Here is a 23,719-nt window from a genome sequence, read left to right on the forward strand (position 1 = left end):
CCCGACCGTGTGGGACGGAACGGCGACCATTCCCGGGGGCAAGGGAACACTGTCAGGCACCAGTCGAAGGACCGACACGATGAGCGACACCAGCGGACTGATCACACCCGCACTCGTTGATCTCCACCTCGCCCCCCAGGACAAGAGCGAAGCCCTCCGCGCCCTCGCCCAGCGGCTGGTCGCCGAGGGCCGGGTCACCGACCTCGACGGCTTCCTCGCCGACGTCGCCGCCCGCGAGGCCCAGGCCCCGACCGGGATGGGCGACGGGATCGGCATCCCGCACTGCAGATCGCCCCACGTCACGCGGCCGAGCGTGGCCTTCGGCCGGAGCGCCAGGGGAGTGGACTTCGACGCCCCGGACGGGCGGCCCGCCGACCTGATCTTCATGATCGCGGCACCGGCGGGCGCGGACGACGCCCACCTGCGGATCCTCGCCGCGCTGGCCGGCCGGCTGATGGATCCCGCGTTCACCGGCGCCCTGCGCGATGCCGAGAGCCCGGGCGCCGTCGCGGCCCTGGTCAACGGCGAGGAGCCGCCGGCCGCTGCTGCTCCGGAGCCCGCCGCCGTCGCGGAGTCGCCCGCTCCGGCAACGGCCGCTCCGGAGACGGCGGACGCCGACGCCGGGCTTCGGCTGGTCGCGGTGACCTCGTGCCCGACCGGCATTGCTCACACCTACATGGCCGCCAAGGCGCTCGAACTGGCCGCCGCGCGGGCGGGTGTGCGGATCCAGGTCGAGACCCAGGGGTCCGCCGGGACGACGCCGCTGGCTCCCGAGGTGATCGCGGCGGCCGACGCGGTGATCTTCGCCCATGACGTCGAGGTCCGCGACCGCGCCCGCTTCGCCGGCAAGCCGACCGTGGACGTGGGCGTGAAGGCCGCCGTCAACCGGGCCGACGACCTGATCGCCCAGGCCGCCGGGCTGGTCACCGAGACCGGCAGCGGCGCCCGTGCAGCCGCCGCCCCGCTCGCCGCACCGAACGCGCCGAGCGCACCGAGCGGGACGACGGGCGAACACTGGGCCCAGCGGCTGCGCAAGTACCTGATGACGGGCGTCAGTTACATGATCCCGTTCGTCGCGGCCGGCGGCCTGCTGATCGCCCTCGCCTTCGCGATCGGCGGGTACCGGATCGCCTCCGCCCCGTCCGTGCTGGGCCATTTCGACTGGACCTCCTCGCACAGCTGGGCGGCGATGCTGTTCCAGACCGGCAAGACGTCCTTCGGCTTCCTGGTCCCGGTCCTCTCCGGATACATCGCCTGGGCGATCGCGGACCGGGCGGCGCTGGCCGCCGGCATCGCCGGTGGTGCCGTCTCGGTGGCGGTCGGCGCCGGCTTCCTCGGCGGCATCGTGTCCGGCCTGGCCGCGGGCTTCCTGGTGCTGTGGATGATCCGGTGGAACGTGCCGCGGGCGATCCGGGGCATCATGCCGGTGGTGGTGATCCCGCTCCTGTCGGTGGCGGCGGTCGGCTTCCTGATGTTCGTGGTGGTGGGCTCGCCGATCGCCTCGGCGATGAGCGGCCTGACCGACTGGCTGAACGGCCTCTCCGGCTCCAACGCGATCCTCCTCGGCGTGCTGCTCGGCGCGATGATGGCCTTCGACATGGGCGGCCCGCTCAACAAGGTCGCCTACACCTTCGCGGCCGGTGCGCTCACCGCCGCGGGCACCACCCCGGACGCCGGCAGCCTGAAGGTGATGGCCGCCGTGATGGCCGCGGGCATGACCCCGCCGCTGGGCATGGCGCTGGCGACCGTCGTCCGGCGCCGGCTGTTCACCCCCGAGGAGCGCGAGAACGGCAAGGCGGCCTGGGTGCTCGGAGCGTCGTTCATCACCGAAGGCGCCATCCCCTTCGCGGCGGCCGATCCGCTGCGGGTCATCCCGGCGAACATGGTGGGCAGCATGACCGCCGGCGGCCTGGTGATGGCCTTCGGCTCCACCCTGCGGGCCCCGCACGGCGGAATCTGGGTGCTCCCGCTGATCGGCAGCCCCTTCCTGTACCTGGTCGCGGTCGTGGCCGGCACGGTGGTCACCACGGGAGTGGTCGTCGTGCTCAAGGGGATGCGCAGGCCCGCCGTCCCGGCGGCCCCGGACGCCGTGCGGTCGGGCGCCGAGCAGGAGCTGGTCGGCGCCTGACCGGACGGCCCGCGAGGTGCGTCCGGGGTGATCCGGCAGTCGGCAGCGGAACATATCGTTGTGGCGATCACCATCGGAGCACACACACGGGGGCACACATGACCGTTCATCGGCCAGGACTGCCGGAGGACCTTCCGCCGGCCGAGGAACTGTGGGCGCGCTGGGCGCTTCTCGCCGCCCTTGAGGCGACCACCGAGTACGAGGAGCGCCCGCCGCGTCACCGGACGGGCCGGTGGATCGATGACGACGGCCTCCACTGGGACGACTGCGGCTGCACCTGGTGGGTCATGTCGAAGGAGGGCGAGGGCCGGTTCGTGCTCTACGGCGAGGACGAGGCGAGCCGCGTCAAGTGGCACGAGCCGGCGATCGACGTGCTGGCTGGCGGCCCGGACTGGCTGCCCTACGAGGAACTGCGGGACCGGCTCGAAGGCCACGAGATCGGCTGCGTCTACTGGTACGAGAACGGCGCCTGGGCCCGGGCGCCGTACCCGGACGACCTCGGCGACGACGGCCTGGACTGCGGCATGAGCTGCTTCGTCGAACGCGGCGAGGTCCTGGGCGAGCTGACGGACAACCTGGACGACACGGTCGACGGGCCGAGCGCGGACAGCCTCCTGGCCGACGCGGAAGCGTACCGGCTGGATCCGCGCAGGCTGCTGGAACGGCTGGCCGAGACCAACCAGTACGACGATCCATTGGACCGGCCGGCCATCGTCCGGGCGCTGGTCCGCGCAGGTCTGACGGGGGAGTTCGCGGCGCCCGTCACGCCCTGACGGGCAGGACGGCGGTGGCTGTCACGCCCTGACGGGCGGTGCGGGGTGCGGCCGGCCAGGCCGGTCGGCGTCGGCCGATCGGCGTCCGGCGGGCCGCACCCGGCGGGGGTTACAGGGTGCGGGTGAGGCGATCGGTCAGCAGGCGGGTGAAGCGGGCCGGGTCGGGCAGGTCGCCGCCTTCCGCCAGCAGGGCACTGCCGTGGACGAGTTCGGCGAGGTCGGCGAGTGCCGGGTCGTCCGCGTTCGTCTCGTGTGCCCCGCGCAGGGCGGTGATGAGCGGGTGGGTGGGGTTGAGTTCGAGGATCCGCTTGACGGCGGGGAGTTCCTGGCCCATCGCCCGGTACATCTTCTCCAGGGTGGGGGTCAGGTCCTGCGCGTCGCCGACCAGGCACGCCGCGGAGGTGGTCAGGCGGGTGGAGAGGCGGACCTGCTTGACGTGCTCGGCCAGGGTGGTTTGGAGCCAGCCGAGGAGGGCGGCGAAGTCCTGTTCGCGCCGGGCCTTCTCGGTCTTCGCCTCGTCGCTGCCGTCGCCGTCGGAGTCGTCGTCGAGGTCGACCTGGCCCTTGGCGATCGACTGGAAGCGGTGGCCGTCGAAGGAGGGGATCTGGTCGGTCCAGATCTCGTCGATGGGGTCGGTGAGGATCAGGACCTCGTAGCCCTTGGCGGTGAAGGCCTCCATGTGCGGGGAGTTCTCCACCATCGCCCGGTTCTCGCCGGTCAGGTAGTAGATGGTGTCCTGGCCGTCCTTCATCCGCGCGACGTACTCGCGCAGCGCGGTCGGCTCCTGCGGATCGTTGGTCGAGGCGACGCTGACCAGCTCCAGCAGGGCGTCGGTGTTGTCGCGGTCCTCGATCAGGCCTTCCTTGAGGACGCGGCCGAACTGGTCCCACAGCTTGAGGTAGGCCCCGGTGTCGGTGGCCCGCGTGCTCTTGAGGGCGCCGAGGACCTTCTTGACCAGGCGCCGGCGCACGGCGGTGATCTGGCGGTCGTGCTGCAGGATCTCGCGGGAGACGTTGAGGGAGAGGTCGTGGGCGTCGACGACGCCCTTGACGAACCGCAGGTAGTTCGGCATCAGCGCGTCGCAGTCGTCCATGATGAACACGCGCTTGACGTACAGCTGCACACCCCGCTTGGTGTCGCGGGAGAACAGGTCGAACGGGGCGTGGGCGGGGATGAACAGCAGCGCCTCGTACTCGAAGGTGCCCTCGGCGCGCATGTGGATCGTCTCGGCCGGGTCCTGCCAGTCGTGGCTGATCTGCTGGTAGAACTCGTTGTACTCGGCCTCGGTCACCTCGCTGCGCGGGCGGGCCCACAGCGCCTTCATCGAGTTCAGCGTCTCCGGCTCGCCCGGGCGCTCGGTCCCGTCCTGGTCCCCGGCGGCGGTCTCGGCGGCGGTCTCGGCGGCCATGCGGATGGGCCAGCGGATGAAGTCCGAGTACTGCTTGACGATCTGGCGGACCTTCCACGCGGCCAGGTAGTCGCCCAGCCCGTCCTCGCCGTCCGCCGGCTTGAGGTGCAGCGTGACCGACGTGCCCACCGGCAGGTCGCCGGCCTCCGCGATCGTGTAGGTCCCCTCGCCGTCGGACTCCCACACGGTGCCCTGCTCGGAGCCGGCCCGGCGCGTCCGCAGGGTGACCTTGTCGGCGACCATGAACGCCGAGTAGAAGCCGACCCCGAACTGGCCGATCAGGCTCTGTGCGGCGGCCGCGTCCTTGGTCTCCTTGATCTTCGCCAGCAGGCTCGCGGTGCCGGACTTGGCGATGGTGCCGATCAGGTCGACGACGTCGTCGCGGGTCATGCCGATGCCGTTGTCCCGCACCGTCAGGGTGCGGGCGTCCCGGTCGATGTCCAGCGTGATGTGCAGGTCGGAGGTGTCGGCGTCGAGGCCGGTGTCGGTGAGGGACTCCAGGCGGAGCTTGTCGAGGGCGTCGGAGGCGTTGGAGATCAGCTCGCGCAGGAAGATGTCCTTGTTCGAGTAGATCGAGTGGATCACCAGCTGCAGCAGCTGGCGGGTCTCCGCCTGGAACTCCAGCGTCTGGGTCGGGCTGGCCACGGGGGGCGTCTCCTTCGAGAAGTGGAATGGGTTCGGAACGGTGGGGAAGGCAGGGGCGGCCCGCACGCCGAGAGCCGTCGGAGCATCAACTCGCGCTCCCCGCACGAGCGGTGCTCCTGCGGGTCGGCGGGTCACGGCGTGGGGGTCACGGCCCGGCCGGTGGTCTGTGGCGCTGCCGGCCGCTGGCGGCGCGCAACTGGTCTGTACGGGCGGCGAGTTGATCGAGCCGGTCGGCGATCTTCGGGTGGCTCGCTCCCAGGAGGGGGCGGGCTGCGGCGAGCGGGGCGAGCAGGCGGACGGGGTCGTCGTGGCCGAGTGCCACCAGGAGGCGTTCCACGGCGGGGGCCGCCTGGGGGGCGAGGTCGTCCAGGGCGCCGATCTGACCCGCGAGGCGGCGCAGGTCGGCGGCGTTCTCGCGCGCCCAGCCGGTCACCGCGCGGTCGGCCGCGCGCTGGTCGCGGGTGGCCTGGACGCGCTGCTCGCCGGTGCTGCCCGCCCGGGTGCCCGCCTCGGCGTCGGGACGCAGGCGCAGGTAGCGCCGCTCGGCGGCCTGGCGGCTCCGGACCCCCATGGGCTCGGCGAGGTCGGCCCAGGTCGCGCCGGCGCCGCGGGCGGTCTCGATCAGGCCGGTCTCCCAGCCGGCGAGCTCCTCGCGCAGGTGGCGCAGCAGAAGCAGCGCGGACAGGGCCTCCCGCGGGTCGTCCTGGCCCGCGTCGTCCGCGGGTGCGTGGCGGGCGGTGCGGGCGGCGGCGTCCATCATGCCCAGCGCGGTGGCGGCAGCGAGGAACGAGGCCGGGCTCAGCCCGGCCGCGCCGGTGTTCTGCGTGTTCAGTGCCGTCGCCCTTTCGCTGACCAGAGAACTGTCATCGCATGGATGACAGGCTACGCGAACGCCGTCGCGTGACACCAGTAGCCTTGACCGGCGACAACGACATCCGTGACGACTCCGAACTCGGTAAGGAGCACCCCGTGCCACTCGTTTCCGTGGTGATGCCGGTACACAATTCGGCGGCCACTCTCGGCGCGTCGGTACGTTCCGTGCTTGCGCAGACGCACGCCGACGTCGAGCTGCTGATCACCGACGACGCGTCCACCGACGACTCCATGGACCTGCTGCAGGACTTGGCCCGCCGCGACGAGCGCGTGCGCCCGCAGGCGGCACCCGAGCAGGGCGGCGCGGCCAGGGCCCGCAACCTCGCCATGGCGCGGGCGCGGGGAGAGTACGTGGCGCTGCTGGACAGCGACGACATGTGGCTCCCGGAGAAGCTGGAGCGGCAGCTCGCGTTCGCCGCCGAGGGCGATGCCCCGCTGACGTTCACCTCGTACTACAAGGTCGCCGGCGACTACACGGGCGAGGCCTGCGACTTCACGCCGAACGGGCGGGTGGTCGCGGCGCGGGAGCGCGTGACGTACCGGGACATGCTGGTGCAGGACCACATCGGGGCCCTGACCGCCATGTACGACCGGACGGTGCTGGGCACGAGGCTGATGCCGGACATGCCGAAGCGGCAGGACTACGCGCTGTGGCTGGCGATCATGCGGGACGGGCACCCCGCCCGGGGCCTCCAGGAACCGCTGGCGGTCTACCGGGCCGGCCGGGCGGGGTCGCTGTCCTCGAACAAGCTGGCGCTGGTCGAGCACAACTGGGCGCTGTACCGCGACCACGAGCGGCTGTCGGTCCTCCGCTCGGTCGGGGCGCTGGCCGGGGCGACGTGGCACTCCGTGCGGAAGTCGCGGATCTAGCGCCGCGGCCCGGGCACGTCCGGCTGGTACGGCTGCGCCTCCCGGGGGCCGGCGGCAGGTACAGGCGGCGGTCCGTGAAGGTGAGGTGGGCGGCGCCGGGGACGCTGAGCCGGTGGCTCGTCGCGGAGTCGGCGGCCGGCGATGTCCACGGCCGACCACGTCGGTGCCTGGCCGTGAAGCCCAGCCGGGCGATGGATCTTTAGGCCGGAAAGTCGCTATCCGAAACCGGTGTTCGAACCGTAGGAATGGCTTCACGGCCCGACCGGCCGCCCCCGAACAGAAGGAGCCATCACCCATGATCCGCCTCCGCACCACCTGTATGGCCATCGCCGGCACCGCGGCGATGTTCGCCCTGACCGCGGCGCCCGCCCAGGCCGCCCCGGGCGACGTCACGACCACGTGCGGAAGCACTCTCACCCCGGCCGGCTACGTCGATGTGAGTTGGGGTTACAGCAGCAGTTGCGGTACGCAGAGCTTCAGCCCGAACATCAAGCAGATAAAGCAGCTCACCGGACTGCCCGTCGGCACCGTGGTCCAGGCCTGCTCCACCACCTACCCGCCCGCGGGCTGGGTCCAGACCGGCTCGTACTACACCAGCAGCTGCGTCGCCTGGTCGAACCCGAGCTTCAACAACAACGCCTGGCAGCTGAAGCGCGTCTCCTGATCCGGCGACTCCGGCTGCATCCCGGCCCCTGCCCCTGCCCCTGACCGGCCTCAAGGAGGAGGCGCTCGGCCGCGCCGGGTGGCGGGACACCGCCGAGCGGGTGCTGCTCCTGATTGTCGGGAGACACGGCGGCCCTTGCTGCGTTGGGCCCGCGCGATGTCGGTCGGCTGTCAGCGGGGACGGTGTCCTGTCGGTGGGATGTGAGTGGCCTCCGGGACCGTTGGGAAGCGGGCGTGGCCGGCTGTGAAGGCGCGGCCACGCTCTCCTCCAGATCCCATTCGAGCTTCCGGGAGCGCGCCATGTCCTCCGTACCTCACGTCCCGCGCTGGGACGTCCACCGCCTGCCTCGCGCCGGGGGAAAGTGCTTCCTCGTCACCGGCGGCAACGCGGGCATCGGGTACTTCGTCGCCGAGCAGCTGGCCGGCACCGGGGCCACGGTCGTCCTCGGCAGCCGGGACCGGGCCAAGTCCGAAGCCGCGATCGGCTCCATCGGTTCGCGCGTGCCCGGCGCCGATGTGAAGCACGTGCTCCTGGACCTGGCCGACCTCGCCTCGCTCAAGGCGTCGGTGGACGCGCTCGGGCTGGACCGCCTCGACGCGGTCGTCCACAACGCCGGTGTGGCGCTCGACCATCCGCCGCGCCGTGAAACGGCGGACGGACACGAGCTGATGTTCGCGACCAACCACCTGGGGCACTTCGCGCTGACCCACCACCTGGCCCCGCTGCTCACGGCGACACCGGGGAGCCGGGTCGTCACCACCGGCAGCTTCGCCGCCAAGTCCGAACGCCTGGACCTCGACGACCTCCAGAGCGCGCACGACTACCGGCCCAAGCGCGCCTATGCGCGCTCCAAGCTGGCCCAGATGCTCTTCGCCCTCGAACTCGACCGCCGCCTGCGCGCCGCCGACAGCACGACGGTGAGCGTGCTCGTCCACCCCGGTGGCGCGCTCGACTCCCTCACGCCCTCCCGCCCGCCGGTCCACGTCCGCACCACCGGCGAGCGGCTGAGCCGGCTGCCGCTCGGACTCGTCGTCCAGGGCAAAGATGCCGCCGCATGGCCCGCCGTCCGGGCCGTACTCGACCCGGCCGTGCGGGGCGGCCGGATGCTGAGTCCCCGGGCGTTCGGACTGCGCGGTACGCCCAGGACCGAACCCCTCTGGAACCACCTGGCCGACACCGTGACCGCGGCACGCCTCTGGACGGCCAGCCGCGACCTGACCGGCACCGACCCGACGTTCAGTACGGCGGACACCGCCGTCCTCTCCAGGGATCCGGGTGGGCCGACGGGCGCTCGGGAGCGCTCCCCGGGCCAGGTGAACAGGTCCCGCTGAGGGCTCGGGGTCGGCAGGCCCGCACACCTCGCCGCCCACTCCCGTCCGCGCGCCCTGCTCGGCCCCCGCGGTGGGGCCGACCGTGCCTCCCACGTGTGCAACTCGTTGACCGGGCATGCGAACGATCACAGCAGCCGCACACACCCGGCGCGCTCTGCTCGCCACGGGGGCCGGGGCGGCCACCGGCCTCGCGCTGACCGCCACCGGGCAGGCGCGGGCGGCGCGACCGTTCGACGGGCGGCCGGGACGGCGGGTCGCCGTGCTCGGCGGCGGGGTCGCCGGTCTGAGCGCGGCGCAGGAACTGGCCGAACGCGGCTACCGGGTGACGGTCTACGAGCGCAACGCGGTGCTGGGCGGCAAGGCCCGCAGCATGGACGTGCCCGGCACCGCCCGGAGCGGCCGGCGCCCGCTGCCCGGCGAACACGGATTCCGCTTCTTCCCCGGCTTCTACCGCAACCTGCCCGACACCCTGCGCCGGATCCCGGTGTCCGGCGGGCCGCTCGGCCGCACCGTCCACGACAACCTGGTGAACGCCACCGAGGAGCTGTTCCCCCGAGCCGGAGGACGCCCGGCGCTGCGGCTGCCGTTCCGCACCGTGACCACGCTCCCGGTGCTCGGCGAACTGCTGCCCGACGCACTGCTCCAGACGCTGACGGGGCTGCTGGACACCGCCCTGCACCTGCCGGCCACCGAGGTGGCGTACTTCGCCAACCGGCTGCTGGTCCACTTCACCAGCTGCGAACTGCGCCGCTACGAGCAGTGGGAGCGCGTGCCGTGGTGGCGGTTCATCCGGGCCGGCGAGATGTCCTACGACTACCAGCGGCTGCTCGGCGTCGGCATCACCCGCAACGTCGTCGCGACCAGGGCCGAGGAGGCCAGCACCCGCTCCGTCGCCCGGATCCTCCAGGCGTTCGTCTACAACATCCTGGGCCAGGGCAACGACGGCGAGCCGGACCGCGTCCTCAACGCCCCGACCGGCGAGGCCTGGATCGGCCCCTGGGAGGCCCACCTGCGCTCCCTCGGCGTCCGGTTCGAACTCGGCGCCGAGGTGGAGGAGTTGACGTACCGGGACGGCCGGATCGCCGGCGTTCGGCTGCGGGATGCGAACACCCCCGTACTCGCCGACCACTACCTCAGCGCGATGCCGGTCGAACACGCCCGCGCCACCTGGGGCCCCGGGCTGCGCGCCGCCGACCCGCAACTCGCCCGCTGCGACCGGCTCCGCACCGACTGGATGGTCGGCGTCCAGTTCTACCTGCGCCGCCGCACCCCGATCGTGCACGGCCACGTCGATCTGGTCGACTCGCCCTGGGCCGTCACCTGCATCGGCCAGGCCCAGTTCTGGCCCGACCGGGACTTCCGCCGGGACTACGGCGACGGTCAGGTGGCCGACTGCCTCTCGGCGATCGTCTCGCAGTGGGACACGCCGGGGATCGTCTACGGCAAGCCCGCGCTCAAGTGCTCCCGCGAGGAGGTGGTGCGCGAGACCTGGGCGCAGCTCAAGGACTCCCTCAACAGCGGCGGCCGGCGCGTCCTGGACGACGCGGACCTGGTCACCTGGTTCATCGACCCGGCCGTCACCGGCCTCGGCGGCCCGGAGCCGGCCAACCGCGAGCAGCTGCTCATCCACCCGGCGGGCACGGTGTACAACCGTCCGTCCGCCGCGACCGCCGTCCCCAACCTCTTCCTGGCCGGCGACTACGTCGCCACCGACATCGACCTGGCCACCATGGAGGGCGCCAACGAATCCGCCCGCCGGGCCGTCAACGCCCTGCTCGACACCGACGGTTCACCGGCCCCGCGCTGCCAGGTGTGGCCGCTGTACCGGCCGCCGGAACTGGCCGCCCTCCAACAGCAGGACGAGGCCCGCTACCGCCGGGGCCTGCCGAACGCCCTCGACCTGGGCTGACGCCCGGCTGCCGGGCGTCCGAGGGCCGAGGCCGGTGGAGGAAAGCGGCGGGGGAGCCGTCCGGCCACGTCGAACCGTAATTCCCCAGGGTTCTGTGCCGCCGGACGGCGGCTCGCGCAGTCGGGAACCAGTGCGGTCAGTCTGATCGTTCCATCGGCATGCCATCCGTTCTCATCCTTGGAATCGACCCGCATGCCGTGCAGGGCATGGACGGGGACGTCATCCGCGCGGCCCTCGACCGGGAGCTGGCACGCTTTGGCGAGCACGACATCGATGCGTCCATGGCGCTGGTCGCGTTGGATGAGTCCGCGGAGTCCACGATGGTGTCAGCACTGTCCGAGAGCGACTGGGACGTTGTCGTCGTCGGGGGTGGGATCCGCAAGCCGGAACCGCTCTTGCCGCTCTTCGAGCAGGTCGTGAACCTGGTCCGGCGGTATGCACCGAACGCGGCAATCGCCTTCAACACCAGCGGCGGTGACAGCGTGGAAGCAGCCAAGCGGTGGCTTTGAACCCGGGCTGCCGGGCTGGTTGATCCGCGATATGGGTCCCGCGGCGGGGCCAGTGGGTGTGAATCGGGGCTCCTTGTCGGGTGGCGACGGGGAGCGTCAGCGGTCGGTGGCGTCGGTGGCGCGGGTGCGCCAGTAGGTGGCTTCGGCGGGTTCGTCTTCGGCGTCGGCGAGTTCGGCCAGGAGTAGGAGTACGGCTGCGGGGAGGCCGTCGGGGGCGGGTGGGGGTGGGGTGGGGAGTTCGCGGGGTGCCGAGGCCGAGGGGCCGCTGGGCATGGCCAGGACTTCGCGGGCGCGGGCCTCGTCGCCCAGGCGTTGGAGGAGGGACGTGTAGTGGACGCGGGCCCGGGCGGCGATGTCGGGGTCCTCGGCGTGGATGGCGGTCTCGAACCAGGTGGCGGCGTCCTGTTCGCGGTCGGGCATGCTGTCGACGACCAGGGCCAGCAGGAGGACCGCCTCCGGGTGGTGCGGGCTCTGCGCGTCCTCGGCGACCGGGCGCAGCACCTCCTCGGCGCGGGCGAAGTCGCGTAGACGGAACAGGGTGCTGCCGAGGTAGCGGCGGACGAGGTGGTGGAGGTCGGGCCCGGTGGTCTCCAGCGCTTCGGTCAGGGCGTCGCGGGCGCGGGGGAAGTCGTTGCGGGCGCGCAGGGCGATGCCGAGGAGGGCCGTGGCGCGCGGGGTGTCGGGGCTCGCCGGGAGCTCCCGTGCGGCTTCCATGAGGCGGACGGCGGCGTCGAGTTCGCCGACTTCCAGGAGGTCCTCGCCGGCGGCGACGTAGGCGGGAACGGGGTCGTCGTCGGTGGCCAGGAGGTCGGCGACGCCCTGCGTGTCGTCGCGGTCCAGCAGGAGGGCGGCGAGCATGGCCCGGGCGACCCCGGTGACGTCGGAGGGCTCGTCGGCGAGCACCGCGCGCAGCAACTCCTCGGCACGGCCCTCCTCTTCGGTGCCCAGGAGCTGTGTGGCCAGGTGGAAACGGGCGAGCTGCAGGGCCGGGCCGCCGGCGGTGTCGACGGCGGTGCGCAGGTGGGTGAGGCCCTCCGCCTCGCGGCCCGGGGTGAGGACGAGGAGCACGCCCAGCAGGGCGACGCCGGTGCCCGCCGCGACGGCGTGGCCGGAGGCCATGAGTTCGCGCAGGAGCGCCTCGGCCTCGTCGGGGCGGTCGAGGTCCACCAGGAGGGTGGCGAGGTCGATCCGGGCGACCAGTGACCATTCGGGGTGGCCGGAGGCGACGGCCCGGCGGTAGGCGTCGACGGCCTCGTCGGGGCGGCCGACGGCGACCATCAGGTCGCCGAGGAGGTCGGCCGCGCGGGGGCCGAGGTCGGGGTGCGGGGAGCGGGCCGTCTCGGTCAGGAGGGCGGCCGCCTCGTCGGCGTCGTCGAACGCGGCGGCCGACCGCGGGTCGGGGACGGCGCCGACGAGCAGGAGGGCCAGGTCGACCCGGGCCTGCCAGGACCACACGTGGTGCCCGTGGGCGATGGCCCGGCGGTAGGCGTCGACGGCCTCCTCGGGCCGGCCCCGCAGCACGTGGACGTCGCCGAGCAGGTCGGCCGCGCGCGGCGCCTCGAAGCGGTGGCCGGAGGCGGAGACCTCGGCCAGCAGCGCGCACGTGCCGGTGTCGTCCCCGTCGCGGCTGTAGAGGACGCAGGCCAGGCCGTTGCGGCTGGTCATGGACCAGTCCCGGTGGTCGGTGGACATGGCACGGCGGAACCACTCCTCGGCCTCGGCGTACCGACCCTCGCCCAGGTGCCAGTGGCCGAGGACGGACATCGCCTCGGGGCTGCGGTCGGGGTGGCCGAGGTCGACGACCTGCCGCAGGTGGGCGATGCCCTCGTCGGTGTCGCCGAGGAAGACCCGGGCGACGCCCAGGCACAGCCTGGCCCCGACCTCCACCCACGGCCCGCCGTTGGCGACGGCGAGCTCCAGCAGTTCCGCCGCCTCGCCGTAGCGGGACCGTACGATCAGCAGCTCGCCGAGCGCGCCCTGGGCGATCGGGCGCGCCTCGGGGTCACCGTCCGCCAGGACCGAGCGCAACAGCTCCTCCGCCCGGCCGAGTTCGCCCCGTCCGACCAGGAGCCCGCCGAGGCCGGCGCGGGCCATGCCGGAGATCGAGGAGGCGGCGGACGTGCCGACCGCCCGGGACAGGGTCCACGGCTGGTCGGCCGGCGGGTCGGCGGCGGCCGGCGCGGAGCGCAGCGCCGGGACGCGCTTGCCCTGATCCGCTCCGCCGATGCCCGGTGTCCCGGCGAGCACGGCCGTGCTGCCCTGGCCGCTGAGGGCCTGGCCGAGCCGGGCGGTGGCGGACGGCGGCATCTGCTCGACGCCGTGCGCGAGCACCGCGGTGAGCAGCCGCTCGGCCTGCTCGGCCTCGCCGAGCTGCCAGAGCACGCCGGCGAGTGCGATCTGGGCCAGCAGCGAGATCTCCGGGTCCGGCGCACCGACCGCCCGCTCCAGGAGGGCGCGGGCGGACTCGTGCTCGCCGCGGCCGGAGAGCAGGCTCCCGAGTTCGGCCTGGGCCAGCTCCGCGACGTCGTCGACGCCGGAGTCGGCGGCGCGCCGGAGGAGCGTCTCGGCCTCGGCGAACTCGCGGCGGTAGACGAGGATCGTGCTGAGGACCAGGGCGGCGCCGGCGGTGAGGTCGTCGTCCGTGTCCTCGGCGACGACCCGGCGCAGCTGCTGCTCGGCGATGTCGGCGCGGTCGTGCAGGACGGCCACCATGCCGAGGGTGGCCAGGTCGGCGCCGTCCAGCAGTTGGGCGGCGAGCTCCCAGGCCGCGTCGTCGACCGCCTCGGCGTCAACGGCGGTGTCGAGGTACTCGGCGACGTAGGGGAAGACCTCGTAGCCGGGCCGCCCGGCGTCGTCGCGCGCGCGGACGAGCAGGGCGATGCCCGCCTGCGCGCGGTCGCGGGCCCAGGCGAGCGCGGTGCGGTACGGCTCGTCGCCGGGGTCCAGGTCGAGCTCGACGAAGCGCAGCCGGTAGCGGTCGAACAGCTCACGCAGGGTCGGTTCGTCGAGCAGGACGGGGGAGCCGATGCGCGCCCAGTCGGCGGCGGCGCGGACCAGCAGGCGGCCCTCGGGGCAGCTCTCCGGCCCGGCCTCCAGGCGGGTCTCCAGGGCGGGCGCGGCGACGAGCATCTCGCCGAGGCCGCGCAGCGAGAGGTCCTCCTGCGGGTAGAGGTCGGCGGCGGCCTCGCGCTCCTCGTCGGTGAGGGTGTGCGGCAGGTGCACGACGGTGGCGCGGCGCAGCACCTCGCGGGTGGCGCGGCCGACCTCGTTCTCCAGGCCGGCGAGCTCCTCGCGGTGGCGGTGGGTCAGGGTGCCGACGACCAGGCAGGGCGGGTCGTGCTGGAGCAGGAGGTCCAGCGCGTGGGCGTCGAGCGCACCGGAGAGCAGGTAGTGGTGCAGGTCGTCGAGCCAGACGACGACCTGGCCGGGGGAGTGCGGCAGGCCGGCCCGGGCGAGCTCCTCCAGGTCGCGCCGGCCGCGCCGGGGGACGACGAGCCGGGCGGCGCCGTGGGCGCGGCTCAGACGCTCGTGCAGGGTGCGGGACTTGCCCGCCTTGGACCGGCCGGCCACCAGGACGAAGCCGCCGGCGGCGAGGGCGGTGTCCACCTCGCGGTCGGCGGCCGGTCGGTCGAGGTAGGGCTCGTAACCCCTCGCGGTGTAGGTGGACTCGCTGACGCCCAGGTCGTGCGGGTCGACCTGGTCGAGCCGGGGCAGCTCGCCGGACGGCGCGAGGGGCACGGCGAGCAGCCGGGCCAGGCGGTCGCGGCGCTCCTGCTCGGTGATGTCGTGGACGAGCGCGGCGAGCGGCGGCCAGAGCCGGGCGATCGGGTCGAGCGACAGCGCGAAGCCCACCCGGCGGTCGGCGCGGCCCGGCTTCTGCCGGCGCCCGAGGACGCCGATCACGGCGTGCAGGGTGTTGTTCCACACCGGTGCGCCGGAGAAGCCGGGTTCGGTGGCCCAGCCGGTCTGCGCGGTCGACTCCAGCTGGAGCCAGTCGCCCTCGGCGTACCCGACGATCTCGCCGCGGATCGGCACGCCGCCGGTCTTGTGCTCGGCGGGGAAGCCGTGGGCGCGGAAGGTGTGGCCGAACACGTCGGCGTCGGTGCGGCGCAGCGGCGCCGGCTCGGCCCCGGGCGGCGCCGGGGCGTCGAGCTCCAGGATCGCGACGTCGCCGGCCCACTCCTTGGGCGGGTGCCAGCCGCCGGGGAGGACGCGGGCGGGGACGGGCTCGTGCGCGGGCAGGAACGGGAAGCGGACGAGCACCGGGCCGTCCGGCGGCTCGGCGGGGGTGCCCGGGTCGACGACGTGGGCGCAGGTGAGGACGAGGCGCTCGGAGATGAGCGTGCCGCCGCCCTCGGGCAGGGGACGCCCGTGCGGCTGGATGCTGACGACCCAGGGCGCGCGGGCCGGGTTGGGCGCCACCGGTCAGCTCGCGGCGGCCGGACCGGTCTTCCAGCTGAGTTTGACGTCGAAGTGGCCCTCGGTGGCGGTCTTGGCGATGACGACGCCGGCCTCGGCGTTGAGCTTGATGCCGAAGGACACCTCGATCTCCTCGGGCTTGAGGTGCCGCAGCACCGCGAGGACGGATTCGAGCGTGGGGCGGCACGCGGTGAGCGCGGCGTCGAGGCGGTGCGCGGCCTCGGCGATGCCCTCGTCGCTGCGGGAGACGAGCTGGATGCCGGGGGAGTCGTCGTCGACCTCGACCACGAGGGAGGAGTCGTCCGGTCCCTGGAAGCGCAGCAACTCCGGCATGGTGACCCCCACTTGGTGACGTCGTGCGGTGGTGCGACGGTCGCAGGATAGCGGTCGGCGGGGGTGTGGCGGGGGTGTTCGGCGGAGCCGGGGTGCCGCAGGGGTGGGCGGCGGGGCCGCGAGGGGGGGAGGGGGTGCGCGTGGGGTCGTGCGGTGGTGCGACGGTCGCAGGATAGCGGTCGGCGGGGGTGTGGCGGGGGTGTTCGGCGGAGCCGGGCCCGCCGGCTCCGACTCGCTGCCTGAACGGTCCCCGGGAGCTTGGTCGTTGCGGGTGTCGGGTGGGCGTTTCGCGGTTACCATCGGGGCCCGGACGTGGGTGCGGCTGCGGGTACGGCTGGGGGTGGCGGCGTGGAGCGGGCCAGGCGGGAGATCGCGGCGGCGCTGGAGGCGGTGGGCGACGGCGAGGTCGTCGCGTCGCTGCGGGTGCTGGGGGCCGCATTGCAATGGGTGTGCGCCGAACTGCGCGGGATCGACGGCGGGCCCGGCGGCGCGTCCGCGCTTGAAGCGCTGTACGAGCTCGACGACGCCCTGACGGCCGGGGAGGGCCTGCGCGACGCGGTCGACGTGCTGTTCGACGCGGTGCTCGCCGGGGCGGCCGTCCGGCGCGACGTCGGCGACCTCGCGGACCGGCTGCGGGCGGCCAAGCGGGCCGTGCAGGCCGAACGGGAGGCGCTCGACGAACTGGAGCAGCGCGAGCACGAGTTGCGCCGCCGCCTCGCCGAGCTCACCGAACTGCGCCGACAGGTCGACGACTTGCGGCGCCTGGAGCGGATCGTCTCGGCGCTCGACGGGCTCGCCCGCCAGCAGGAGGTCATCACCGCCCGCCTGCTGGCCCTGCGCGGCAAGGACACCGGCGTGGAGGACGTCCTGCGCACGAGCGCCGACCGGCTCGTGCGGCTCTCCGAGGAGCAGCTCGCCGCGCTCTCGCCGCAGACCCGCGACCGGCTCGCCCGCGCCCAGGACGTGGACGACCAACTCACCGTCGAGCAGCGGCGGTTCGAGGAGAGCAGTGCTCGCCTGGCCGAGGTGCGGGACCGCCTGGACAGCGTGCGCACCCGGCGCGTCGAGCAGCTAGCCTCGCTGCGCCTGCACGCCCACGCGGACGCCGAACTGGCCCGGGCGCTCGCGCCGGAGAGCGTGGAGGCGGACGGCTCGGACGGTTCCGACGGCGGGGCCCGCTCGGCGCTGGTCGAGGCCGAGGCGCTGGCGGCCTCGCTGGAGACGAGGCTCACCCGGGTCGACGAGATCCTCGCCGGGCTGCTGGAGCGCCGTGAGCAGGCGGACGACGGTACGCACGCCGCCCTGTCCTGGGCGGACCAGTAGTTCAGGAGAGCGGCGGCACGTCCTCCCCCGCGAAGGTGATCGGCTCCTCGGCGGGCCCGTCCCAGCCGTCCGGTCCGAGACGGCGCGCCAGCCTGGTCTCCATCGTCTGGAGCAGGCCGCCCACCGCCCGCGCGTTGCCGAAGTCGTGCGGGCGCGCCGCGCGTTGGGCGTCGAACCAGGCGGCGGCGCGGCGCGCGGCGTCGTCGGAGAGCCGGTAGCGCTGGGCCGCCGCCTGGTTGCGCAGGATCTGCACGAGGTCGGCGGTCGGGTAGTGGGCGAAGTGCAGGGTCTCGCCGAAGCGGGAGCGCAGGCCGCTGTTGGCGTCGAGGAAGCGCTGCATCTCGCGCGGGTAGCCGGCCGCGATGACGACGAGCCGGCCCGGGTTCTCCATCATCTCGCGCAGGAGGGTGTCGACGGCCTCCTCGCCGAAGTCGTTGCGGCCGTCGCCGGAGGCCAGGCTGTAGGCCTCGTCGATGAACAGGACCTTGTCGAGCGCGGAGCGGACCACCTCGCGCGTGCGCGGCGCGGTCTGGCCGACGTACTGGCCGACCAGGTCGGCGCGCGTCACCTCGACGACCTCGTCGGTGTGCAGGAGCCCGAGGGCGTGGCAGATGCGGCCGACCAGGCGGGCGACGGTGGTCTTGCCGGTGCCGGGCGGGCCGAGGAAGAGCATGTGCGGGACGGCGGTGCCGGGCAGGCCGCGGGCCTGGCGCAGGGCGAGGCGTTCGGTGAGGCCGGTGAGGAACTCGCGGACCTCGCGCAGGCCGACCAGGTGGTCGAGTTCGGCGAGCAGGTCGGCCGCGGCCGGGACGGGCTTCGGCGGGTAGGAGCGGTACCGTTCGGGCAGGTCGGCGGGGAGCAGCGGCAGGTGCACCTGCCGCTGGACGCGGCCCGCCCACGTGTCGAACAGGTCGTCGGCGAGCAGGCGCATCGCCCCGGCGTTGCCGAAGCCCTCGCGGGCGACGCGGTGCATGCCGGTCACGACCTGTTCCAGCAGCTCGCGGGTCTCCTTGGTCGGCGTGAGCTGACGTTCCGTCAGCATGCCGAGCAGGATGGTGAGGAGGGTCTCCGGGTCGTAGTCGGGGAACTCGATGTGGGCCCGGATCCGGCGGTCGAGGCCCGGGTCGGCGGCGAGGAACTCGCGCATCTTGTCCGGGTAGCCGGCGAGCACCACGACCAGCCGGTGGCGGTCGTTCTCCATGCGGGCCAGCAGTGCGGTGATCGCCTGCCCGCCGAAGCCGTCGCGCTGGTCGCTGAGCGCGTAGGCCTCGTCGAGGAAGAGGACGCCGTCGAGGGCGCGGTCGATCAGGGCGTTGGTCCGCTCGGCGGTCTGGCCGACGTAGCCCGCCACGAGGTCGGAGGCGTCGGCCTCGATCAGGTGGCCGCGGCGCAGCAGCCCGAGGTCGCGGTAGATCTCGCCGATCAGCCGGGCGACGGTGGTCTTGCCGGTGCCGGGGTTGCCGGTGAAGAGGAGGTGCTGGGTGGCGGCGTCGCGCCGGGCGGGCAGGGCGCGTTCGGCCTCGATGCGGTTGCGCAGGCGGTGGAGGTGGCGTTTGACGGGCGCCAGGCCCGGCATGGCCTCCAGGCGCGCCCAGGGGCTCTCGTCGTGCGGGGTGACGGTGGTGACCAGGCGCCGTTCGAGGACGGTGCGCCGGTCGAGCGGGGCGCCGTCGGAGATGAGCAGACGCAGGTCCTCGCGCCAGGCGGAGGCGCGGCGCGGGGTGCTCGCGAAGGAGCGCACGAGCGGCGCGAGTTCCCGCCAGTCGCCGATGCGCAGGTGTTCGCGGAGGCGCAACTGCTGGACCATGCGGTCGAGTTCGGACTCGTCCGGGTAGCCGACCCGGAACGCCCCGCCCCGGGCGGGCTGGTCGATCTCGGTGCGCAGGAAGGCGGCGAGGGCGGGGTAGACGCGCCGGTCGGCGACCACCCGCTCGACCTCCTCCAGCGTGGAGCGGCGGAAGACGAAGATCCACCGGTTGCGGCCGAGCCGGTCCTGGGCCCGGTCGGCGAGGGCGCCGGCCAGCTGCCGGGAGGCCTCGTTGTGGACGAGGGTCTCCTCGGCCTGGATGTAGACGACGGCGGTGGGCACCTCGCGCTGCCGCAGCTGGCCGAGGTGCGTCATGACCGCGAAGGGGTCGGCGACGCCGGTGACGGGGGCGGGCACCGCGGCCGGGGCCGGGGCCGGCGGCGCGTCGGGGGCGAGCCGGAGGGAGCCGAGGGGCCCGCGCAGCCGCCGCATCGCGCCGGCCGGCCGCGCGGGCGCGGGCTCCCCGCCCGGCCGGCTCAGCCGCCGCGACTCCGGGTCACGGAAGTACAGCGGGCGGCTGAGCGAGGAGTAGACGATGCGCTGGTAGCCCTCGGCGTGGAGCAGCTCCCAGAGGGTCTCCTCCAGGGTGCGCACCCGGTAGTCCGGGTCGACGAAGACGTCGTCCACGCCGGGGCCGTACAGGACGGTGAAGGGCTCGTCGGTGCTCAGGCGCAGGTCGCGGAAGCGTTCGCCGCGCGCGAGTGTGGTCATGCGCCCTCGCCCCGGGGCTTGGGCCGCAGGTCGTAGCGGGGGTCGTCGGTCCTGAGGTCGGGGGTGCCGGGTTCGAGGCGCGGCATCGGGACGGGGGCGTGCGCCTGGTGGCCGCCGGCCTCCAGCATCCGCCGGACCGCCTCGGCGCGGGCCCGCTGGTCGGCCTCCGCCTCGGTGTCGCGGTCGGAGGAGATCACCCGGATCACGTTGCGGCCCGAGGCCGGGTCGGCGGTGTCGATGTCGATGACGATCTCGCTGCCGGTCTCGTGCCGGAGCCGGGTGATGTGGGCGCCGCGCTGGTCGGAGCCGACGAAGTCGTCCTCGACGTAGGCGTAGAACGCGGTCTCGGCCAGCGCCTGGACCACCTCGTCGGCGAGGTTGACGCGGATCTGCGAGGCGAGCTGGCACAGGCGTGCCTGCCGCACGGTGTCGGCCAGTTGCGCCTCCAGGGCCGGCGCCTCCTCCCGGCAGATGCGCTCCAGCTCCTCGGTCGTGGTGGCCTCGTCGCGCGAGCGCGCCAGCAACTCGTCGAGGTGGTCGCGGAGTTCGTCCAGGGCGCCGGCCGACCAGAAGCCGACGTCGAGCGAGTAGCCGGGGATCTCCCGCTGATCCGGTCCGACGACCGGCAGCTGCGCGCTGCGCCGAACCTGCTGCTCGACCAGCAGCACCGCCTGGACGGCCGCGGACTGCCAGGACCGGCGCAGCAGTTCGGCCTGCTCGATGCGGACGCGGAGCTCGCTGAGGGTGTAGTAGCCCTCCTGGGCCACCGCGAGCGCGGCGTCGTAGCGGCCGAGGTCGTGGTTGCCGCGCGCCTGGCCGAGGCGCAGTCGGACGGCGTCCAACTCGCCCGGGGCGTAGCGCTCGTGGGGGAGGGTGTCGGTGATGAGATCGGCCATGGAGCCGGCGTCGGCGAGCCAGGTGGCGGAGAGCTGTTCGGCCCTGATGCGGTCGTGCTGCAACTCCTTGACGTCGGCGGTGAGTCCGGCGATCTCGGCGCGGCGCTCGCGGCGTTCCTCGGCGAGATCGGTCTCGAACTTCCGCCGCTGCTCGTCGAGTTGCGTTCGCGTCTCGGCGCGCAGCTCTCCGGCCGTATGGGTCAGCCGCTGGTGGAGGTCGGCGGCCTGCTGGTGGAGGCGCCGGTTGGTCTCCTCCTCCAGCGCGCGGTTCTGGTCGCTGAGCCGGCGGACGGCCTCCTCGCTCTGCTGCTGGCGGCGCCGCACGGCCTCGAACTCGCCGGCCATGTCGGCGCGGGCCTGCTCGCGCACGCCCTGGATGAGCTTGGGGAGGTCCCGGCGGACCGTCTTCAGCTCGTCGGCGCTCTTCAGCAGGCGGTACCACTGGGACTCGTCCACCTGGATCTGCTTGCGGCCGCTCATCGTGCCCTCCCTGGGTCTGCTTGCGCGATCCGGTTCCGTACGGTGGTGACGGCCGTGTCGAAGGCCTCCAGGAGGCCCGTGGGCGGCACGCCGACGAGCAGGGCCTCGGGCCCGTCGAGGGCGATCTCGGCGCTGCGCGGGCCGTTCTCGTAGTCGTGGTCCTCGGCCCGGGAACGGCTGCTGAGCCGGTGCACCCGTTGGTTGGTGCTGCCGCGCAGGCCGCGTCCGGTGTTGTGCCCGGCCACGTAGAGGCCGTCCACGAGCACGTCGACGAGGGCGAGCAGGCGGGGGACGCCCGGGTGCGGCGGATGCTCGCGGAGGCGTTCCAGGCGGTGGCCGGTGAAGCAGAGGACGGAGACGTCCCGCCGGGCGCGCGCCAGTTCGACGGTCTCGGCCAGGGCGGTGGCCTGGGCCATCGGCTCGCCGCCGGAGAGCGTCAGGCCGGTGACCCGCTCGTTCGCGAGCAACTCGGCGGCGAGCGCCTCCGGGGCGACGAGCCGGGCGGGCCGGTCCGGGATCCAGTCCGGGGACATGCAGCCGCGGCACGTGAACGGGCAGCCCTGCACCCACACGACCGAGCGCAGCCCCGGGCCGAGCGCCCGGGTGCCGACGTGCGTCGCGGCGACGTTCACCGCAGTGGCGGTCACGACGGCCGCCCCGGCGGTTCGGCCGGCACCGGCTGGTAGACGAACGCCGTGCCCGCGGCCACCACCCGGCTGCCGGGTGCGCAGGTGACGGAGCTCGCGCGGGCCTGAGAGCCGTCCGGGCTGTAGCGGATGCGCAGGTCGATCCGGGCGCCGCGCTCCGACACCCGGCGCCGGCCGCGCACCCGCCCGGCCCCGCCCAGCGCCGGGCGAAGCTGCACCCGGCGGCCGGTGAGCGGGACGTGTTCGGGGATCTGCTCGCCGAAGGCCGGCTCGATGAGCAGCACGCCGTTCAGCGCGGGCCGGTACACCCGCAGCCACGCGAGGACGAGCACCAGCAGGACCAGCAGCGGCAGGCCGATCAGGAGCGGCAGGGTCGCCGCCGAGCCGACCCGCCCGGAGACGTCCACCGGGAGCCCGGCCGGCTGGAGCGCCGGCGGGATGTCGAGCTGGAGGTCCGGCGTGAGGGCGGGCTGCCACGGCGAGCCGACCGTCCCCGTGACCTTCAGGGTGGAGCTCGTGTGCTCCACGTGCTGCGGGGTCAGCAGTCCGCCGTCGAGCCGGCCGGTGATCCGCACCGGGATGTCCTGGGTGGAGCGGGGGGAGAGGATCAGCGAGGACGGCAGCCCCGACACCTCGAAGGGGTGGCCGGCGACGGACACGGCGATGCCGTCGACCGAGAGGGGCAGGCGGGCGGCGTGCGAGGTGAACGAGAGCGTGCCCGTCGCCTCGCCCTTGCCCAGGTCGAGCGTCGGCGGCCCCGACCAGGACACGGTGACGCCCTGTCCGTGGTCCGGCGCGAGCATCGCGCGGGCCTGCCGGAGGCGGGTGTCCTCGCCCGCGCGCTGGAGGTAGGAGCCGAGGTCCTGGATGCTGCCGGGCACGAGCTCCCGGGTGTCGGCGACGACCTGGCGCAGCAGCTCCGCGCCGGTCGCGCCCGTCGCCAGGGGCAGGGCGTAGCCGACGAGGTCGGTGTGCCCGGCGAGCTTGGCGGCGCGCGCGTGCAGGGCGGCCGTCCAGGTGGAGGTGGCGGCGACGGGGTAGGCACTGCCGGCCGCCGGGGCGTTCTCGCCGTCCGTCATCAGCACCACGGAGGCGATCGGCAGGGCGTCGCTGCGCTCCAGCTCGCCGAGCGCGGCGTTGAGGGCCGCGCCGATGTCGGTGTCGCCGTTGGCACTCGGGGCGGCGGGCAGGCGGGACAGGATGTCCGTCGGGTTCCCGGCGGCGCCGATGTAGCGGGCGACGACGGTGGTGTCGAAGGTGTACAGGGCGACGTGGTCCGCGCCGGTGAGCCCCGAGAGGAAGGTCTGGAGCGTCTGGCGGACCGTCCCGTAGCGGCCCTGCTGCGTCATCGACGGGGACGTGTCGACGAGGACGACGTAGTCGGCGGGCTGGTGTTCGAGACCGAGGGCCTGGTAGACCTCGGCGCGCGTGGGACGGTTCGGGTCGGCCGCGTGCGCGGCACCGGGCCGGAGCAGGCCCGGCAGGAGGATGGCCAGCAGGAGGATGGGCAGCAGGAGCGCGGCCGGCGGCCGGGCCGTGCGCGACGGATTCATCGGTGGTCTCCCTCAAGGACGCCCGGCAGTTCGCCGAGCGGGTACTCGTGCGGCTCGCCGGAGCCGCCCGCGGGCCGCAGCACGAGCCGGGTCGGGCCGGCCGCCGCCATCGCGATCCCGATGTGGAAGCGTTCGCCCGCCCGGCTCGCCGGCAGGGTGACCGCCCCGACCCGGACGGCGGGCCCGCCGGCCCCGTCCCGGACCCGCACCTCGGCCTCGCGCGGCCGCTCGCCGGCGCCCCCGACGGCGATCCGGCGCCCGGCCCGCTCGGCGAACACGGTGGCGCCGCCCGGCACCAGGCGGCCCGGCCCGCACAGCGTCAGCTCGGTCTCGGCGAGCCGCCCGCGGTGGACCCGCCGCGCGCCGATCAGCACCTCGTACGGGTACCGGTCGGCCGGGTCGACGAGCCCGGCCGCCACCAGGGCGGCGCCCAGGACGGC

Annotated in this window: 16 protein-coding genes and 1 pseudogene; 8 read left to right on the forward strand and 9 right to left on the reverse strand. The window is 74.1% G+C overall.

Annotation, left to right across the window (positions count from 1 at the left end):
- Nucleotides 1-79 precede the first annotated feature (79 nt).
- The gene (locus ACFXDE_RS29845) at nt 80-2,128 is read left to right on the forward strand and encodes a fructose-specific PTS transporter subunit EIIC (RefSeq protein ID WP_380497791.1); all 2,049 of its coding nucleotides are present in this window, start codon (nt 80-82) and stop codon (nt 2,126-2,128) included.
- A 98-nt stretch (nt 2,129-2,226) separates the two neighbouring features.
- Entirely contained in the window at nt 2,227-2,901 is a 675-nt protein-coding gene (locus ACFXDE_RS29850; protein ID WP_380497793.1) for a hypothetical protein, read from the forward strand.
- A 109-nt stretch (nt 2,902-3,010) separates the two neighbouring features.
- Here ACFXDE_RS29850 and htpG read toward each other — a convergent pair whose 3' ends face one another.
- Both htpG and ACFXDE_RS29860 read right to left on the reverse strand, forming a co-directional pair.
- On the reverse strand, nt 3,011-4,954 hold the full coding sequence (htpG, locus tag ACFXDE_RS29855) for a molecular chaperone HtpG (protein ID WP_380497795.1): 1,944 nt from the start codon (nt 4,952-4,954) through the stop codon (nt 3,011-3,013).
- 145 nt (nt 4,955-5,099) lie between these two features.
- A complete protein-coding gene (locus ACFXDE_RS29860; protein WP_380497796.1) occupies nt 5,100-5,714 on the reverse strand; it encodes a hypothetical protein in 615 nt (204 codons plus the stop codon).
- Between the two features lie 209 nt (nt 5,715-5,923).
- Between ACFXDE_RS29860 and ACFXDE_RS29865 the strand changes: the two genes are divergently transcribed.
- The 5 genes from ACFXDE_RS29865 to ACFXDE_RS29885 all read left to right on the forward strand — a co-directional run bounded on the left by ACFXDE_RS29865 (nt 5,924) and on the right by ACFXDE_RS29885 (nt 11,110).
- Nucleotides 5,924-6,697, forward strand: a complete 774-nt coding sequence (locus ACFXDE_RS29865; RefSeq protein ID WP_380497798.1) for a glycosyltransferase family 2 protein — start codon at nt 5,924-5,926, stop codon at nt 6,695-6,697.
- Nucleotides 6,698-6,992: 295 nt separating this feature from the next.
- Nucleotides 6,993-7,361: a hypothetical protein gene (locus ACFXDE_RS29870; protein WP_380447741.1), complete on the forward strand. Its 369-nt coding sequence runs from the start codon at nt 6,993-6,995 to the stop codon at nt 7,359-7,361.
- 299 nt (nt 7,362-7,660) lie between these two features.
- Nucleotides 7,661-8,692, forward strand: a complete 1,032-nt coding sequence (locus tag ACFXDE_RS29875; RefSeq protein ID WP_380497800.1) for an SDR family NAD(P)-dependent oxidoreductase — start codon at nt 7,661-7,663, stop codon at nt 8,690-8,692.
- Nucleotides 8,693-8,807: 115 nt separating this feature from the next.
- On the forward strand, nt 8,808-10,601 hold the full coding sequence (locus ACFXDE_RS29880) for an FAD-dependent oxidoreductase (RefSeq protein WP_380497802.1): 1,794 nt from the start codon (nt 8,808-8,810) through the stop codon (nt 10,599-10,601).
- A 158-nt stretch (nt 10,602-10,759) separates the two neighbouring features.
- Nucleotides 10,760-11,110 (forward strand): hypothetical protein, encoded by a 351-nt coding sequence (locus ACFXDE_RS29885; RefSeq protein ID WP_380497804.1) that lies wholly within the window; start codon nt 10,760-10,762, stop codon nt 11,108-11,110.
- A 96-nt stretch (nt 11,111-11,206) separates the two neighbouring features.
- On the opposite strand, the gene ACFXDE_RS29890 is transcribed toward ACFXDE_RS29885, so the two are convergent.
- Nucleotides 11,207-15,532 carry a tetratricopeptide repeat protein gene (locus tag ACFXDE_RS29890; protein ID WP_380497806.1) on the reverse strand — a complete coding sequence of 1,442 codons (4,326 nt, stop codon included), beginning with the start codon at nt 15,530-15,532 and terminating at the stop codon, nt 11,207-11,209.
- Between the two features lie 3 nt (nt 15,533-15,535).
- Nucleotides 15,536-15,862 (reverse strand): CU044_2847 family protein, encoded by a 327-nt coding sequence (locus tag ACFXDE_RS29895; RefSeq protein WP_380497807.1) that lies wholly within the window; start codon nt 15,860-15,862, stop codon nt 15,536-15,538.
- Between the two features lie 348 nt (nt 15,863-16,210).
- Between ACFXDE_RS29895 and ACFXDE_RS29900 the strand changes: the two genes are divergently transcribed.
- Complete coding sequence (locus ACFXDE_RS29900; protein ID WP_380497808.1) at nt 16,211-17,185, forward strand: hypothetical protein; 975 nt, start codon at nt 16,211-16,213, stop codon at nt 17,183-17,185.
- A 1-nt stretch (nt 17,186) separates the two neighbouring features.
- Here the strand turns inward: ACFXDE_RS29900 and ACFXDE_RS29905 are convergent, their stop codons facing one another.
- From ACFXDE_RS29905 to ACFXDE_RS29925, 5 genes and pseudogenes are all read right to left on the reverse strand, one after another.
- Entirely contained in the window at nt 17,187-19,703 is a 2,517-nt protein-coding gene (locus ACFXDE_RS29905; protein WP_380497809.1) for an AAA family ATPase, read from the reverse strand.
- Nucleotides 19,700-21,079, reverse strand: coding sequence for a hypothetical protein (locus tag ACFXDE_RS29910; RefSeq protein WP_380497810.1), 1,380 nt, complete (start codon nt 21,077-21,079; stop codon nt 19,700-19,702). Before ACFXDE_RS29910 ends, ACFXDE_RS29905 begins: the two co-directional genes overlap by 4 nt.
- Nucleotides 21,076-21,726, reverse strand: coding sequence for a 4Fe-4S single cluster domain-containing protein (locus ACFXDE_RS29915; protein WP_380497811.1), 651 nt, complete (start codon nt 21,724-21,726; stop codon nt 21,076-21,078). The genes ACFXDE_RS29910 and ACFXDE_RS29915 overlap by 4 nt, the downstream gene beginning before the upstream one ends.
- Nucleotides 21,723-23,279 carry a vWA domain-containing protein gene (locus tag ACFXDE_RS29920; RefSeq protein WP_380497812.1) on the reverse strand — a complete coding sequence of 519 codons (1,557 nt, stop codon included), beginning with the start codon at nt 23,277-23,279 and terminating at the stop codon, nt 21,723-21,725. Before ACFXDE_RS29920 ends, ACFXDE_RS29915 begins: the two co-directional genes overlap by 4 nt.
- Nucleotides 23,276-23,719 (reverse strand): annotated as a pseudogene (locus tag ACFXDE_RS29925) (hypothetical protein); the annotation flags it as partial. The gene ACFXDE_RS29920 and the pseudogene ACFXDE_RS29925, both read right to left, overlap by 4 nt.

This window comes from Kitasatospora sp. NPDC059408, assembly GCF_042751525.1.
Taxonomy (GTDB): domain Bacteria; phylum Actinomycetota; class Actinomycetes; order Streptomycetales; family Streptomycetaceae; genus Kitasatospora.